Here is a 16,745-nt window from a genome sequence, read left to right as displayed (position 1 = left end):
CCGATAAAAAGTATGCTATGTTTGTTCATGCTAGCCTCTGCTGTTTAGTTATTTGACAAACTAATTATGGCTCTGGCTTTGTCATTAAGCTAACCCACGAAAAGCGGAGGCTAGCACCGTGTGGGAGTCATTATGTCTATACGCACAATCGTCATCCGCTATTCACGAGGAGTTTATGTTAGAAGATGGAGTTTTTGAAATAAGACTTGATTATAAACCTGCAACAGGTAGTGCAGATCGTGTCTTTATAGCGATGGCTGAATACGTAAGTGCTTTTGAAGAATTAGTGCATGTCGTAGGCCACAGTATTGATCCTGAAGCTGATTTTTCTTATCAATTATCTGCTGTTGAGCAAGGATCTATTAAGGCTGTATTAAATTGTGCTTCGGTTATAAAATCATTTAGCCAAACACTATGTAAAATCCCAGAGTACATCGCGGGCTCAATGGTTGAATTTGAAGAAATAAATTCTGAGGAAGACATTGAAAATATAGCTACACATGTAGAAGATAGAGTAAAAAAATCCATAGATATTAAATTCCCAAATGAGTTAAATATTAACAGGTTGCGCTTAGCCGAAGGCGTTAAAAAACTAGTGAACGCTTCAGAGCGATTAATAGATGGTGAAACTATTGATCTAAAATCTGGTAGCAATAATCTGGTATTTTTAAACACTAAAGTTCGGTTTGATAAAGAGCCAGGCTCTTTGTTCATTGAAATTCTTCGAGAAGTAAAAACAACAGAGACTTTGTTAATCAAAAAGCCTGTTTTCTTTGGCGATGCTATGTGGGATTTTAAAAGCATTGAAAGACGTAAATCTTTTTCAGCACCCTTATTAGATGAACAATGGCTCAAGCGTTATCAAAATCGAGAATTGGCTCATATAGACCCCGGTGATGCAATTATTGCATTAGTTTCATATGAAGCTCATAAGGCAAAAGGTGCAAAGCACTTCTCTTTTTCAAATCACAAAATATTACACGTAGAACGCCCAATTAGAAGCGATGAATTGCAATCAATTTTAGACTTAGAGTGCGATAGTGATGAAGCGTAAGCCTCAGGGTGCGGCAATGTATTTAATGGCCTCGTATTTATTTGTTCTATTGCCGTTCGTCATTATAGTAATTGTTAAATTTGCACAAGATCAAACCAGTGAACTTTTGTTGCTTTCAGATTGGTCAATAGCATCAAGCATCATTTATGGTCAGCTTATTGTCAAATTAACTACTGCTCTGGCAGCAACTAGTAAGTCAAAAAAAATGGCAGGGATAACCTTTAATATTACTTTGTTAGTATGCCTTGGCTTGGCAATTAATATTGTCGTGTACGTTTTGATGTTGGTCATGCCAAGTCAGAATATAGGTATTATTCAATTAATATTATTTGCTGTTGCTTCAGTTTTTCATTTTATTTATGGTTCAGCTGCTTACCATATTAATAAAGAGCAAGCAGTGTCATAAAGTGCGTATAACAAACGCATTAACGTATGGACTAAAAAAGCTTGGCTTGGTTCGTGCTTCACCAATTATAGCCAAGCCTTTTTAGCTCGTTATGCGAGCGTTAACTTGCCTTGATAAATCGGAGTTTTTAGTGGAAAAAAATAAAGAAGAGCAAATGGAGATGCTACCTAAGAAGCAGGCGGAACTTCGTCTTCAATTTATCCATAGGCCTATTAAAAAAAGATGGTACGCTAGAAAATATCCATTTTTGATTCAAAATGAACCATTTGAATATGGTCTGAAAATAAAGAATATTGGTTCCGAACCATTTTCAGGAGCAACAATATCTAAATTTGAAATCAGCTCGAGTAGTGGGTTTGATGGTTTCATTCAACAAGCTCATTCTAAACCCAAAATTAAAGCGTTAAATCCTGGTGAAGAATTTGAATTGTATTTTGATCGATATACATTCTGGCATGAAGGGTCAATTGGTACCCGTTGTTTTTTGGTTCCTGATAAAGATGGAGAGGTAATCAAAACTTATCAACACCATAGAGACCATGATATAGATGAGCCTTATAAAAAAGAAAACGAGTGGTGGCATGATTACTACTGTCAAAGTCAGCAGCAACTGCTTCAAACGCGAACCAATAATTTAATCCTTTTGTTAACTACCATTACGGTAATTGAGGCTATTTTTGGTTTGAAAGACTCATTAAAATTTATCATCAGTTTATTAGCTATGAGTCTGAGTCACGCTGTAACATTTCTTCAGTGGCTTGCAAGTTAACAAGTCGTTTAAAAGGACAAATAAGTACTCTAAAACGTTTTTGTCCAGAAGTGAGTTACAACGAGTATGATACTTTAATACTCAGTTGTAGCTTGATTCGGACTTGATAGTAGCAATTTGCATGAAACTTTATTCCTCTCCTACAATAGATACCTTATTTCTAAGATTTCCGGCTACCTTAATTAATAACGTTAAATCTATACCATCATACTAATATCTTTAATCAATACTCACCCACCCTTAGTGCCATTGAATAGCCCCGATTGGTTGCGCCCTACTTTAAGAAGATAAAAATAAATAAAAGAAAAATTAAAATAAAGGACAAAAACGCAGATGCTGAGGTGTGTGCTTTATATACAATAAATGGTATGATGGTATAGAAAGTAACCGCTTAAGTGAATTGCCTATGTCCTTGTATAATGATGTTGAGTTTGCATTAAACCAATTAGTTAGTGCGACTGAAGCACTTAACCAATTCCTTCATGAATCTGAGGTGATTCATGCTGAATGCTATAAGTTACCAGCTTCAGCTGGTGACATGTCCAATACTAGTGGTTGGGAATTAGTAACCCCTGAAAAGCATACCGGCTTTACTGCATTAAGTATGGCCACAGGTTCTTTTGCCCGGTTTACGCCAGATTATAACCACTCACCTAAATACCCTTTTAGACTACCCGGCTTTATCCAATTGGCGCCAATTCATTATCAATCAGCTTCACAGCTGGTGGATGCATGTAATTTACAAAAAGTGATAATAAAAGAGCTCATCAACAGCAGCAAACTCAATCAAGGTCAAAAGCGAGAGCTAATACAGTCAATTTGCCCTAACGCTATTACCTTACAAATATACAGGCTGATCAAAGTTGCTGATGGCCCAGTTAAACGAGTTGGTTTTACTTGGTGTAACAAAAACAGTATGAGAACTATTAACAAAGAAGAATTTCTTACTTATTTAGCCGGCAGTAAAGATAACCCTCCTTCAGGCAAAACTAGATCTGAATGGGCGCCATGGGTTGAAAAAGAAATTGAATTAGTAAAATCAAAACCAGGCGAAATTATCAAGGTGAAAAGACCTTTGCCAATTACACCTAAGCTGAACGTCTCTTTCACTGATGACACTAACACGGTTATGTTTTATGGCCATGTACCTATCATTGTATTCGGTGATGAGCCTTGTAAGATCTCACCATTAAAGAGTTGTATCAGGTCAACAAGTGAAACTGAACATTATAATTACTTAATCAAGAGACTTTATGTAATGAATGAATAAATTCTTATACTTATTATGTACCTACGTTTTAAAGTGGAATCAAGTGTCACACAATTTTATCAATAGTCCAATTGAGATATACAGTCATTTATAAATCGTATATGTACCATTTTAGTTGGATTGGCAATTAGTTAAGAAGTTTGTTACAAATGAGTCATTCTGAAAAGCGAGCGACGCAGCGGTAGAAAAACGCGCGGTTCTCTCGCTATATACATAGCATGCACTTATGAAATCAATGGAATCGATAACAGTTTGTAGTTTTTCTGACTACATACGAGAGATAGAAGAACTTGACGAAACTTCGGAGCTTATATTATTTAGAGGGCAATCCGTTCAAGGTAACCTTCTGCCCAGTGTCTGCCGAGAAACTCCAAAAAAGAATACTACTGAATCGGAAATGGAAACACTGAAAGAGCTCAGAAGAATGGGCAGCGCTTTGGTATCTAATGAGCAAATGTCTGATTGGGATTTACTTGTAGTGGCTCAGCATTTTGGATTAAAGACTCGCTTATTGGATTGGTCGAGCAATCCTTTGGCCGCTTTATGGTTCGCTTGCTCAGATCACCGAGAAGGGGACGTATATGTATATGTTCTGTATGCCGATGAATTTTTGCACAATGAAGATGTAGGGCCTTTCGACCCTGGTTCCACTAGGGTTTTTAGACCAACACTGAACAACCCTCGCATTGTTGCGCAGCATGGGTGGTTCACATCACACAAGTACTCTTTGAAAAATAATAAATTTGTTGCGCTTGAGAAAAATAAGGAAATGAAGCGTTCCGTTTTTGAAATTCATGTTCCAGAAGATTTTAGAAAAACTATGCTTAAAGCTTTGGATAGGCATGGTGTAAATAGCCACACTTTGTTTCCAGATCTAGAAGGACTATGTAAGTATCTAAATTGGCGTCACAATGGCGTATAACAAAGTTCTTCTACGGATAATTTACTAGTTGGCACTCCTTAATTTCCGCAAAGCACGTTGTTACCGAAAAATTACTATAAATCATTTTTATCTATATAAGGTTTAAAAAAGTAAGGTTTTAACTTTCATACACTTATACTTATTTTTTATCATAACGATTTATTTTCTTTGGTAAGCACATATGTCAGCGTTATTTTTAGATCAATTAATCAACTTTTTTAATGGCAGTATTGTTCATTTCACTAGCTTTGAAGCTTTGAAGCGTTCAAGTCGATATATGAAGACAAAGCTATTAAACCCAACATTGATGCTAAGTACTCTTCTCCATTCGGGCGTTACAAACCTTACTTTGCTTCCAAAGGTTGCGTTTCCTTCTTCGATTTTAGAGAACTTGAAAAGAGCACAGGTAATGTGGGGAGTTGTAACCCTATTACTATTTTAAATCAAACTGGTCGATTAGTTGCTTTAGAGCTCTCAAAAACAAAATATTCAAGCCTGATTTCTTGGGAAGATTGCAAAATCCATGGCCTTAATGGGTGTAATATAGTCCCTAATTTAGAAGTGGGTTTTAGAGGTGATGTGTCGTTAGGTGATATTTCAAAGATCTGCGTAATAACCAAGCCAAAAGTTTATTCAGCGCGACTCCAAATCAAGATACTTTCATAATGTTTAGGTACCCTCTTTCAATTGAAAAGTTCAATTCCTTTTTTAAAAGGTTTGCCATCTAGTGCAAGTCACACCCCCAAAAAAAAGATATCAATTACAGAGCGTGTTTCACTGTTCATTCTGGGGACAATGAAATTATCGAGAGTCGAAATACCTCATTAAGTGTATTTTGCAATATCCATCAAATACGCTTTAAATCCAAACCCCGGTACTTAGTAAACCGCTCTTTAAAGTGTCAACAAATCACATGCCCTCTTTGTGATACTGGACAAAGCTTCACACTGGAGCAACTACAAAAACTTATCTTTGAAAGTAAGACATTCCAGTTTAAATTGTGCGATAAATATCTAGCGAAGGTAGAGAACCAAAGCAACTTAATATTGCTTAGCAAAGATAAAATTGACCTAATCTGCACCAAAAGCCTTGGCTCAGGCGTGAAATGCGGGAAAAAAGTTTCACATAAACTGAGTAATATTAAGCATGCCCTTCTAAAGAATAATACACACATTACTTGCCAGGGCCGCTGCGATTCAAAGTTAAAAGGTAAGTCCTCTCGACTAAGCATCATTGAATTAAAAGAACGGCTAATGTTGGCCAAGGGTTCGGCATATAGCCTACATTCATACAAAGGGGTTGGAGGCTACGCAATATTTAAGCACAAATGCGGTTTATTAATTAACAAGAAAATTCACCCATTTTTAAACAAGGATAAAGTAACCCCTAGAAGCAATAAACACCTCACCGATTGTCCTGCGTGCGCCAAATCTATAAGCCCAAGCATTGTAGATCTCGAGCACTGGACATCACTAGTAACTAATCAGCAACTTGCATTACTAGATTTAAAACCAACTTTTTTATGTCGCTGCGGTAATGAATTTCAAACAAGTTTTGAAATTATACTTAGCCAAAAACACTACGGTTGCGCAGAATGTTACAAAAACTCATCACAAGAAAAGAGATACTTTAATTTTAATAAGCTTAGAGAAATTGTTAGTAAAAGAGGGTTTATATTGTCTCCACCGCTACCCAAAACATACAATTGCAATCTTCATGTAAAACGCACAGGAGAAAACCACGAGTACCCAAATACCCTTACCTTTCTTCAGCAATTTCCAGCCAGTAAAGATGGATTTAATCCCAAGTTTGAAGTTAAAAAACTCGCTTATGGCCGCTTTGCAGTAAATGATGAATGTTCTTCTGACGAATCAATTGAAAGTGCGTTCTGGGCTGGCTTTATTGCTGCAGATGGATGGGTTGATGGTGATAAACGTATTGGCCTTTCTCAACACATTAACAATGAGCCCATTTTGATCGATTTTGCTAGGTATTTAGATTTTGGTAACACCTTAAGTTACCGGTTTTCTGCAAGTAAAGCGGTTATGGTTGAACTTAGATTTACCTCTAAGGTAATTGCTAAATCACTAAAACAATTTGGCATTGTACGTAGGAAAAGTTTAACTCTAAGCCCATCTAAATTCTCTCAATCATCTAATGTACTGGCATTTATTGCAGGCTATATTGAAGGTGATGGATAGGTTAGAAAATATTACCAAAGAAATAATAAATGCTTTTGTATTGGCTTATGTAGTGGTTCAAAACAGTTCATCGAATGGGCTCATAATGAAATAAAGAGCCAGCTGGGAATTACTGGATCATTTAGCACCAAACAAAATACAGTATCATTAAAATATTCAAACTCGGCTAGCATTACCTTGTTAGAGCGCTTATATCCTGTCTCTAACCAGAATAGTAAGATTACAAAAGCTTATTCAGAATTGGCATCTATAACTGGCCATGACAAACTTGAAATTTCATCGTGATTAAAATAAAGCTTTGTTCCATCACTTTTCAAAATGTAGCTTTCCAAAGATATTGGATCTGTTCTTAATGTACCTTTGATATGACATTCAACTGATGTACAGCCTCGTAAAACTAATGTTGTATTTGGGGTACCATCACTGAGAAGAGCAACAACCCTATTTGTGACGTAGGTATGCAAAAGATAAATTATACCTATAACAACTATCACCATATTCCAAAAGCTTCTAAGTTTCTTAAATTCCGCCATATTTCGCCTTCACTGTATTGATTTAACTCGCCTATTTTTCTAAGCGTACTTTTAATGGGTACCCTCTTTGCAATCTTCAATAAAAAGGCCTTAACAAACAAATTTTTCATATATTTGTTTGTTAAGGCGCTTTGACACAACAACTTAATCATACATGAGCATTAATTTTAAATTACTTCATTGCCTGGGTAACCGCATATGGCGTAGCAACCAACTTCAAATCTTCACCTATTTTGTATCGCATTTTATCAAGATCATCATTGAGCTTATCCAGTGATTCGATATATGGTTTAGCAACAGCCCCTTTTAGTGATACACCTACAGATGAATTTGACTTGATGTTATGAAGCACTTCCTGAAGTACCGTTATTATTTGCTGAGCTACAGCTTCCTGAGCTGTTAATGATAATGTCTTTGCGGCCAACCGAGGACTTTTTAAAGCGCTAACTAACTCTGTAGCATTTAAATCTGCAATAGCTTGTAGTGCTATTTCATCTGCCGTCTGAGCTACATTCAGTCTTTTATCAATTTTGGCAACGAGCTTTTCTGCTATATCATCAAAAATGTACTTCAAGCCTCTGCTTGAGATAGTTTGTTCAATAGGGTTTAAGCAATTTGGATCTGTGCTTTCACACTTCATTACTCTAATTGAGCCTGTATCAGACTCTTCGAAAATACCTCTTAATGAGACAGTTGCAGGTTTAGTTATTACATCAATCCCGGTATCGGTCGAGCTTGTGCTTCCAGACTTTCTAGAAATTGTTGTACCGGTTAACGACATGATCAGGTCTTTTAAGTTTGCTCCACCCAAACCTGAGATTGAGGAATGGGTATATGCACTGACATTTGCATTCACTAGAATATGATGAGCTGTATTAACTTCTACTTCGACACCATTTTTTTCTGCTTTAACAGCTGTATTATCTGTATCGCCTTTCGTAGCGTTTGCCTCACCTCTATCTGTTAACCAACCTGAAGCATCATTTGCGAGCCCTTCTAAAGCACCAAACTGAACTGAGCTCTTGAAAGTATCGACTGCATTTGTGCCGTCATCTAATTTCAGATCTCCCAAATATCCAACAGCCTTTTCACAGCCATTAGCCGTCATTTGATTAAATTCATCAAGTTTTGTTTGAAGGTCTGACATTAACTTACTACATGAGGGACAAACCGAAGTTAAAGCCAAGTTAAAGGCGTATGATGGTACACCTTGTGCAATCGCCCTTCCCATTTGCACTAATTGGTCGGAGTTTATTAAGCTAAAGCTTCCAGCAAAAAAATCGATGCCACCACAGCCTCCAGATATTTTCGGAGGTTGGAAATTAACGACATTCGCTCTTACCCCTTTTACTCTGTAAGAAGCCCCACCAAAACTAATACCGTTTCTTGTTGGTGTACTGAATGAAGTAGCAGTTGTCGTTTGAAATGTTACAGCTTCAGTAAAGACATCTTCCATCACAGTTGATGCATGAATTGATGGAGACAAAGCGCTAAGTGCAATTAGCACTGCTAATTTATTAATTTTAAACATTACTGAGCCTTTGATGTCGTTGAAAGGTTAATCTCATTAAGCCGTTTTCTGAGTAGATCAGATAGAATTGAAGGGTTGTCTTCTAACTTTTGCTTTTCAACTACTAAAGGCTCCTTTGATACAAGAATATCTTTTACTTCTTGTGTTTTAACGAATTGCTCTTCACTAATGAGGTTCATCCGTTTTGCTGCATAGAGTGCTCTTTGAACAAGTTCACTACCTGATGCCATGCCATATTTAATTGTTTGAAAGTGCTGACCATCATTTGAGACAAGCATTGTTGTAGGGGTAATGTTCACTTGAAACTTTCGAGACAAAGTCATGTTAGGGTCGATCACATGCTTAACTCCCGGGAACTCTTTATCTAAAAGAATGCCATCCATCGAGATTGCTAACACATCAACCCCCATAATCTTAGCTAAGGACTCCATCGCAGGAAATTGTTGGTGACAATACGGGCAGTCAGAACGATAAAACATCCACAGCCCAGCTTTATCAAATAAAGAATTGAACACTTTGGCTTTATCTTTATTTGTTTTTACTTTATGAGCAAATAACGCATTACTTGAATTTGGTCGGCGGTTACTTTCAGAAAGTTGCTCTTCAAACATAAAAAATTCTTTTGTTTGATCGCTAAATGCATTCGCTTTGTCGATAGCTAAACGTTGTGCGTAATAATAGTTTGAAATGTTCTCTGTACTAGGATCATCAATAGCTGTATTGAGTAATTTAGGAAGGTTTTCTTTCAACCACGCTGAATTAATTTCAACCATTTCTGTTTGTTTCTTATCATTTGGCTGTGCAGAAGGAGGTTGCGCCTTTGGAACTTCTTGCTTTTCCTCATCTACAAGCTGAGGATCTTCGTAAAAGTGCCATCCTCTACTAGGTTTTTCTGTTCCAGAATCCAGTGAGCTTTTAGCAGACACAAAACCAGCATTCATAACTCCCAATGCTACAATGGTTAAACTTAAATAGAATCTCATTCCTTTCAACCTACGAAATTTTAGCTACTTGCGTGTGTTGTACTCGAACTGATTGCTCTTGAACGAAATGATGAATATTTACTTTTTTAAGTTTGATTGTTTTCACTGATTTAGGATTAACACCACAACGACACCAAGGACAAGAAGAAGTGAAACTTTGGGTTGTTCTTAAATAAAAGCGGCCACATGAGCATCTATTGGGGTATAAGTCCTGCTTAGAAATTCCACAAAACAATGAATTAACTTGATTAATGTCAATTGGGTCGACCAAATCTTGGAAGCGCTTATTAAAGCTTATACAAACATTAACAAGCATATCTGCAAAAACATTGTCATTATCAAAATCAAAATTAGGGTACAGAACTTTAGCTTCATTAAATAGCAGATTCGCTATCAAAAAGCCTTCGCGGTTTGAATCAACCCATCCATAACCAACCGAATTTGCAATTTTCTTGAACTCAAATGGCTTAGAAGAAATAGTGTCTACTTCCCTTTTTATTTCTTTATAGCGTCCAATTTTGATATAAGGAAAGAGCTCTGCAACAAGAGCTGGCCTTGCATTAAGAGACATCAGCGTAACAATCAGTGAAATGTCTCTTGTTATATTATATGAAACACTTCTTCCATCCACTAAACATATGAGTTCTGAACTAATTGCATTCATAATTAATTCCCCACCACAGCGATTGAAGTACTTGCAGCTAAGTTTTTAAGCTTGCCAAGTTTTGAATCATTATTCTCAGCACTTTTAATAGCATCTAGCATTTGTTTAATTCCATTCAAACCAAGCGATGCCGCGTTAATAACTGTTTTTTCTCTAGCTAGTCGTTGCAATGTCATTGTACTTGCATCACGTATAGCAACCACATCAGCTTCAGATTGAATACAGAAAAGGTGCGCAGCCAATTGAATATCTACAACTGCAGCTTGTTTCACTAGAAGCAAAGCACTAACTTGAATAGATATTGCTTCATCCAAAAATTGACTTCGATTTTCCATAACACAACCAATAAAAAATTATTAACAATGAAGCTACATTTTAAACAGAAGGTCACTAAATTGGCAACTACAAAAAGTGCATATTTCACAATAAAAATTTATAGAAAATTTAAACAGTTGATTCAATTTAATTTATTTTATTTATAAATATAAACTTTATGATTTAAAAATTAAACACAACCTCAACCACTAGCACTTTATAATTAGATAATTAAGTCGAGTACTGTTATCAAAAATCAAAGTTGGCCATTAACAATCGAAATGTAATACTCAATTCAGGTATAACTTTTAGGTTTTTAAATGAAATCTCTGTTTCACATTGCAAATAAAATTAATAAAATGCTCACAGAATATGAGCTGGGTAACCTTCAAGAATTGAGGAAAAATATTCATTCTTTATCACGAGTTCCCTCAAAGTATGTATTTGACCAAAGGGGAGTAAAAAAAGATTGGGGAGCTCATTTCGGAGGTCGAGCCGAGCTTCAATTTAATATCGGCTTTGAAAATAATTCGTTTCGATATGGAGTAGCATTCTCCCTTCGCCCTAGTAGAGATCATCCAAACCTTAATGCTCTAATAGAGAAAATTAATTTATTCAATGAATACATCAATGAATTCGGAACTGAGTTTTACGATTTAAGCATGTGGCACTATGATATTGAGCGTGACGGCTCTAGAAGTGAAGACTTTCAGCCAACCATAATCAAGTCAGAATGGTGCAAAACTAATGCTTTTATTTTCCTAGGTGAAAAACAAAATCGTGAAAGAGTTGATTTTAAAAGAGTTTGTGAAGTGTTAGATCGATTACTACCTTTGTACCTTCACATAGAGATAGCATCAAAAAATGGCAATACTTCTACTCCCTATTTTGTTTTCGAACCAGGTTGCAGAACAAAACTGTCATTTACCAAAGCCTCCTATAAGAAAGATCAGCAAATAGATGTACGACTCTAACCCCTCCACTGCACAAGTATTTTCCTAAGATAAACTTTTCTAATGCTCAGGAGCTCCCTAACTCAAGCGGCTTATCAAATATGAAAAGAAAAAGGAAAAGGAAATACAAATACCAAATCTCAATAAGCTTAAAAATTAAATATGCTCAATGATAAAGGCAATAAGTGTTATATTTGAACACAAAAAGTAAGTAGCCACAGTGAGCGTCTTATGCTACAGAGCATTAATTATTTGAATATTAAGCACCTTTTACTAAATATAAATAACGTAGGTTCAGTCCATTTAATCGATATCCCATCGAAGAAAGCGCGGAATTATTTGAGAGGTACAGACCCTACTAACTTCAAGCAAACTCGTAGGGCTTTAGAGAAGATCAAGCATAGTTGCACCAATTCCGATTTCAAAAAATCTATCTTATTTGTTAGATCCAGTTCCATTTTTGATGGAACTGAAATTGGTCAGTTGCTTTCGGATAGGTGCCCTAATGAGGCGAATGACTTAATTGTGAAATATTCACTACATGAGGTTGTAGAGTATATTAACAAGTATGCTTTCGAACTAGAAGAGTTGGCTGACTGTGCGGTAAAGATATTAGAATCGCTAAATGTTGGAGATATTAATACTGCTTTAGAATATTGTAGTGATTTAGCTGATATGAAGGGGGCGTCCGTATTTTTAATTCGTCAATTATCTTACATAACAAATAGATACCAGCTTTTAGGATTGGATGATAACGAGATTCTAAGAAAAATTGATTACATAAAGCAACGAATAAGTATATCACGTTGCCCTTTCATTGAAAGCGCTGTTACTCAATTGAGTAACTTAAGGACCTCTCATATTACCACATCGAAAAGAATCTATGAAATTAATAGAATATTTAATGGGATACATATAGCTAAATCTTTTATTAAGCCAATCCCTAATGACAAATTAGAGTTTGAATCAGTTTTGAGCGATTACTTCTCGTTTTCTCTTTTTGATTCTTACCTCTATCTTATGAAATTGCTTAAGTTTAACCTTTCGTTCATTCCTACAACTACTGTGGAACGAAGCTTAGAGGAAGCATATGAAAGAATTTCTGCAATTCAATTTAATCCGGAAAATATGTACAAAAAAGTAGACGAAGATGTTGGTTACTATTTTCTGAGAGAAAGCTTCCTATTTTCTGAACAACCCAATGCTCTACAGTTCCAAATAGTTCATGGCTATTACTACTTAAATGCCTTAAATTCAAAGCATATAAATCAGCTAGCAACACCAATTATTGAAGAATATTTTTCAGATATCAATGAGCTAGAACATCTGAATCACACAACTCCTGCTAGGTATGAAATTAGGAGTGACAAGTATAATTCTTCTACTTGTGGGATGTTAGAAAACTCGACCGCACTAGTATATGTACTGGGCCGAAAGCAAGGTCAACTATCGCAGAACGAACAAGACTTGTTTGTGGAATTAATGTCCTATACGCGTGAGATTGGCGAAATATGTCCAAAAGAATATTTAGCATCAATGGCATCTTCAGCCACATGTCAGCGACTTCAATTAGTAGTTAACTGTTTAATCACCCTGAATCATAAATCTCAGCTGTCAGAGCATAAGCTTCGGTCAGTAATCCAAGATTATTGCATACAACAGTTCAATGGCAATTTGAACGACTTAGTCCAGTACTTATATAGTATTTCTCCAGCGGTAGCAGAACACCTACTATTGACCTGTGATGAAACATTCCTAGCGACCCTGTTTAGGATAGTAGATCGCCCTGTGGATGCGATACAGCTTCGTGCTGATATGCTCAACTGGTACGGTAAAATCAGTGGTGAAGAACGTTATCTAGATAGAGCCAAAACATTAAAGATAGATATTCAAATTAACAAAGAAAAGGGTACTATTGATGATTCCCGTATTTATGTAGACCCATTTAAATACACTCAATGGTTTGAGGATCAAATGGTTGGTAAGCTAACCATGGCTCTTGATAACCTTATGATTAGTGAGCACCCTGCTGTAAATCTTAATTGGAAAAGTACCGGCGTAGGCAGCACAGATGAGGTTATTAATCTATTGCTAGCATGCTACAAAGAGTTTTGTGACAACCGTTCGTTCGGCATAGCTTCATACCTTGGAAGACGGATAAGACACGGCACCTTCGAAGGGACTGCTAGCACAGAATTAAAAGCTCTATCTTCCAAGGAAGAATATATTCACTTATTCGATGATAAGGAGTTTAGCTCTAGGTTTGGCGAATGGATGAAACGCTACGAAGAAATGATAGACGCTTTGAAAAAGAACGTCTTACAGGTCAAGAGTAAACGTAAGCCTGATGGATGCTTTTCTACAGATATTGATTCTCCAGCTAAAAAAGTCGTTGCTGATCAACTGATATACGAAATCCTTCGAATATATTCCAAGAGAACTGGTGTTGTTAGGTTGCCAAGCTTAATTATTGATTACTGCTGGAGGCTTGCCGAATTTGACCTAGTTACAACTAAGAAGTTGCTCAGTGAGAGAAAATCTTCACATGGTGTATTTTCTTATAGTCCAAAATATGGTTCATTGGCACATAAGAGACAATACTCCAAATTTTCTCAAGAAGTTAACTCACTTACTAGCCAGAAATTTGGCTTAATGGCATCTTGGTTCAACAAGCCTACTTATGCTTCGCCAAGTACCGATATCTATTTATTATTTAACGCAGTGATATCCGAAGTAAAAGATAGCTTCCCAGAATTTGAGCCTAAAATAGACTTAGTAGATAAAATCTTCACCATAAATGGTGGCACGTACTATGTTATATATGATGCATTATTTGTTTTAATCCATAATTCTGCTAAGCATGGTAAACCTAACGGTAGAATAGATTTCAAAGTGTCCATACTTGAAGAAAGAAGGAATGCGATTCGTATTGAGTTATATACAGAACTCGATAGTTGTGAAGCAGTAACAAAAGCACTAGATAACATAGAAGAAGCTCAGCTTTTAGCTAAAGGTGATGCTGACGACTATGAGAGTAAAAGCGGGATTCGAAAGCTAAAAAAACTAGAGAACGAAGGAAGTATAAGCGAGCTAAATTTTTCTCCTAATGAAGCGGGAAATATGCTCTGTTTTGAATTCCATTTTGAACTTGATAGTAGAGGTAAGTACGATGATATTGATAGTTGAAGATGATGCACATAAATCGTCACAGATCATGGAAGTTTTTAACTCTGTATTAGACAACGAGACAGAAGTAACGCTAGTTGATAACGTCATGGATGCTGTCAGGTTTTTAATTGATTATACTCCAGAAAAAATCATACTGGATATGTCTTTACCCAGCCATAGAGCTCTACCGGGGCAAGGAACTCCGGTTCCTCTTCCTACTGGCGGTATAGAGGTTTTGTTTGAGCTAAAAATGAAAAATTTGATGGACTTACCAGTTTTGATTCTAACTCAATACCCTGAAATCGAGATAGAACAAGACTTAATACCAGTTCAAGAGTCTGCTGCAACCTTTAGAGAAGAATACGGCTTCATGGCGATTGAAGCCTGTTACTACGACCACAGCAATAATGAACCGTGGAAGAAAAAAACAATGGAATTCTTAAAGTAAAATGAAAATACTAATTATCGAAGACAACCCAAGTAAGAAAGAATCTATTGAAGAAGTTATAAATACTTCTTTGCAAAACCTAGCAAATCACTACAGTATTAATTGGGCAGAAGATTTAACTAGTGCTAGACGTTACCTTTATACAGAGCAATTTGACCTTGTTATCTTTGATATGTATCTTCCAGACATAAAAGGACATGGTCAAGAAAGAGATTGCTCTTTTGAGCTTATTTCTGAATTTTCTCACAGCAAGAATTACCAATCTGAAGCAATAGCTTTAACCCAATTTGAAGTCAATGAGGTAGAAAACATACAGCTTTTCAACAAAGCAGGTATCACACTAGTTAGTTATGACGAGTCCAAAGGCTGGAAAACTGCCCTAGAATTAAAATTAAGTAGAGTCGCTCAAAAAATTAAATGTGACTTTTTGATCTTTTGTGCGTTGGCTAAAGAACGCTCTGCTTTTTCAGACACAATCGCTACGCTTGGCGAATCCCAAAATATTTCAGGAATGGATTGCCAAGAAATTCAAATCGGTGATAAACACGGTTTAATCATAAAGCCAAATGAAATGGGTTTAGTTAGTATGGCTATCGTTTCATCTAAAGCTATAGAGTTATTTCAACCCAAAATAGTGGCAATGAGTGGTATTTGTGCCGGAGTTTCAGGAGAGTCAAATTATCTAGACATCATTGTCGGAAAAATATGCTGGGAATATCAAACAGGGAAATGGAAAGATGGTGAATTCAAACAAGAGCCCATGCAGGCCTCTATAGACTCTAATCTTAAAGTCGATCTTGAGCAGTCTAAAAATGATAGCTCTCTCATCAACGCAGTACGTAAAAACCTTTATGCTACTGAACTAGGTAACATGAACATACATGTTGCTCCTATCTCATCAGGTTCAGCTGTCATAGCTGATGCTTCTATGATGGAGAGAATAGGAACCCAACACCGTAAAATGGCGGGACTGGAAATGGAGATGTATGCTCTTTATGAAGCGGCATCTCAGTCATTATGTAAACCATTGTACTTCGGTGCGAAGACAGTTGTAGACATGGCCGATAACACGAAAGCAGACGGATTTCACGATATTGGTTGCCTAACTTCAGCACGATACGTAGCAATTATGCTCCAAAAGCAACTTGAGAGATTATAAGAGTTTGAAATATGTAACCATATAAGATTGTGAATAAATAACCTCACTAACTCAGATCTAATTTGACAGACTTACCATTGTAACTTGGCTGCTGTCAGATTAGAAATCGTGTGGGTTCTGCCCGCCCAAGTACATTTAGTCGTGGATAGATGAGAGTGACATATTAATTGAGGACTCTCAATACTTTAGATAATCAATTAAATGTTCATTTTGAAAAATTACTGACTCATTAATTAGATGGTACGCCCCACCCATTAGCTAAACTCATAGTGTTGGCTATTACAGGAGGAAACCATCATGTCAGTTGCAAAAGTCATAGGTATTGATTTAGGTAAATCAACCTTTCACCTAATTGGTCACGATTATTCT

General features: G+C 36.4%; 15 protein-coding genes. 10 read left to right on the top strand and 5 right to left on the bottom strand.

Going from position 1 to position 16,745, the window contains the following annotated elements; genetic code table 11:
* Positions 1-175 precede the first annotated feature (175 nt).
* From JIG37_RS01895 to JIG37_RS01870, 6 genes are all read left to right on the top strand, one after another.
* Positions 176-1,054: a hypothetical protein gene (locus tag JIG37_RS01895; RefSeq protein WP_199528578.1), complete on the top strand. Its 879-nt coding sequence runs from the start codon at positions 176-178 to the stop codon at positions 1,052-1,054.
* Positions 1,041-1,460 carry a hypothetical protein gene (locus JIG37_RS01890; RefSeq protein WP_199528576.1) on the top strand — a complete coding sequence of 140 codons (420 nt, stop codon included), beginning with the start codon at positions 1,041-1,043 and terminating at the stop codon, positions 1,458-1,460. Before JIG37_RS01895 ends, JIG37_RS01890 begins: the two co-directional genes overlap by 14 nt.
* 130 nt (positions 1,461-1,590) lie before the next feature.
* A complete protein-coding gene (locus tag JIG37_RS01885) occupies positions 1,591-2,229 on the top strand; it encodes a hypothetical protein (RefSeq protein WP_199528574.1) in 639 nt (212 codons plus the stop codon).
* A gap of 406 nt (positions 2,230-2,635) precedes the next feature.
* Entirely contained in the window at positions 2,636-3,499 is an 864-nt protein-coding gene (locus JIG37_RS01880) for a DNA replication terminus site-binding protein (protein WP_199528572.1), read from the top strand.
* Positions 3,500-3,725: 226 nt separating this feature from the next.
* Entirely contained in the window at positions 3,726-4,421 is a 696-nt protein-coding gene (locus tag JIG37_RS01875; RefSeq protein WP_199528571.1) for an FRG domain-containing protein, read from the top strand.
* 1,046 nt (positions 4,422-5,467) lie between these two features.
* On the top strand, positions 5,468-6,622 hold the full coding sequence (locus JIG37_RS01870; RefSeq protein WP_199528569.1) for a hypothetical protein: 1,155 nt from the start codon (positions 5,468-5,470) through the stop codon (positions 6,620-6,622).
* A 230-nt stretch (positions 6,623-6,852) separates the two neighbouring features.
* Here JIG37_RS01870 and JIG37_RS01865 read toward each other — a convergent pair whose 3' ends face one another.
* The 5 genes from JIG37_RS01865 to JIG37_RS01845 form a co-directional block, all read right to left on the bottom strand.
* On the bottom strand, positions 6,853-7,155 hold the full coding sequence (locus JIG37_RS01865) for a hypothetical protein (RefSeq protein ID WP_055022328.1): 303 nt from the start codon (positions 7,153-7,155) through the stop codon (positions 6,853-6,855).
* A 172-nt stretch (positions 7,156-7,327) separates the two neighbouring features.
* Entirely contained in the window at positions 7,328-8,686 is a 1,359-nt protein-coding gene (locus JIG37_RS01860; protein WP_199528567.1) for a conjugal transfer protein TraH, read from the bottom strand.
* A complete protein-coding gene (gene traF, locus JIG37_RS01855; protein WP_199528565.1) occupies positions 8,686-9,669 on the bottom strand; it encodes a conjugal transfer protein TraF in 984 nt (327 codons plus the stop codon). The genes JIG37_RS01860 and traF overlap by 1 nt, the downstream gene beginning before the upstream one ends.
* A gap of 10 nt (positions 9,670-9,679) precedes the next feature.
* The gene (locus JIG37_RS01850) at positions 9,680-10,333 is read right to left on the bottom strand and encodes a hypothetical protein (RefSeq protein ID WP_199528563.1); all 654 of its coding nucleotides are present in this window, start codon (positions 10,331-10,333) and stop codon (positions 9,680-9,682) included.
* Positions 10,334-10,335: 2 nt separating this feature from the next.
* Positions 10,336-10,668, bottom strand: a complete 333-nt coding sequence (locus JIG37_RS01845; RefSeq protein WP_036973899.1) for a hypothetical protein — start codon at positions 10,666-10,668, stop codon at positions 10,336-10,338.
* 300 nt (positions 10,669-10,968) lie between these two features.
* Here JIG37_RS01845 and JIG37_RS01840 point away from each other — a divergent pair, with 300 nt between their 5' ends.
* The 4 genes from JIG37_RS01840 to JIG37_RS01825 all read left to right on the top strand — a co-directional run bounded on the left by JIG37_RS01840 (position 10,969) and on the right by JIG37_RS01825 (position 16,376).
* Positions 10,969-11,622, top strand: a complete 654-nt coding sequence (locus JIG37_RS01840) for a hypothetical protein (protein WP_199528562.1) — start codon at positions 10,969-10,971, stop codon at positions 11,620-11,622.
* A 318-nt stretch (positions 11,623-11,940) separates the two neighbouring features.
* On the top strand, positions 11,941-14,787 hold the full coding sequence (locus tag JIG37_RS01835; protein WP_199528560.1) for a hypothetical protein: 2,847 nt from the start codon (positions 11,941-11,943) through the stop codon (positions 14,785-14,787).
* Positions 14,771-15,217 carry a response regulator transcription factor gene (locus tag JIG37_RS01830; protein ID WP_199528558.1) on the top strand — a complete coding sequence of 149 codons (447 nt, stop codon included), beginning with the start codon at positions 14,771-14,773 and terminating at the stop codon, positions 15,215-15,217. The genes JIG37_RS01835 and JIG37_RS01830 overlap by 17 nt, the downstream gene beginning before the upstream one ends.
* A 1-nt stretch (position 15,218) precedes the next feature.
* On the top strand, positions 15,219-16,376 hold the full coding sequence (locus JIG37_RS01825) for a response regulator (RefSeq protein ID WP_199528556.1): 1,158 nt from the start codon (positions 15,219-15,221) through the stop codon (positions 16,374-16,376).
* Positions 16,377-16,745: the final 369 nt, after the last annotated feature.

It is taken from the genome of Pseudoalteromonas sp. bablab_jr010 (assembly GCF_016464105.1).
In the GTDB taxonomy this organism is placed as follows: Bacteria; Pseudomonadota; Gammaproteobacteria; order Enterobacterales; family Alteromonadaceae; genus Pseudoalteromonas; species Pseudoalteromonas simplex.
The sequence above is the reverse complement of the archived record's forward strand: the minus strand, read 5'-3'. Positions and strand labels throughout refer to the sequence as shown.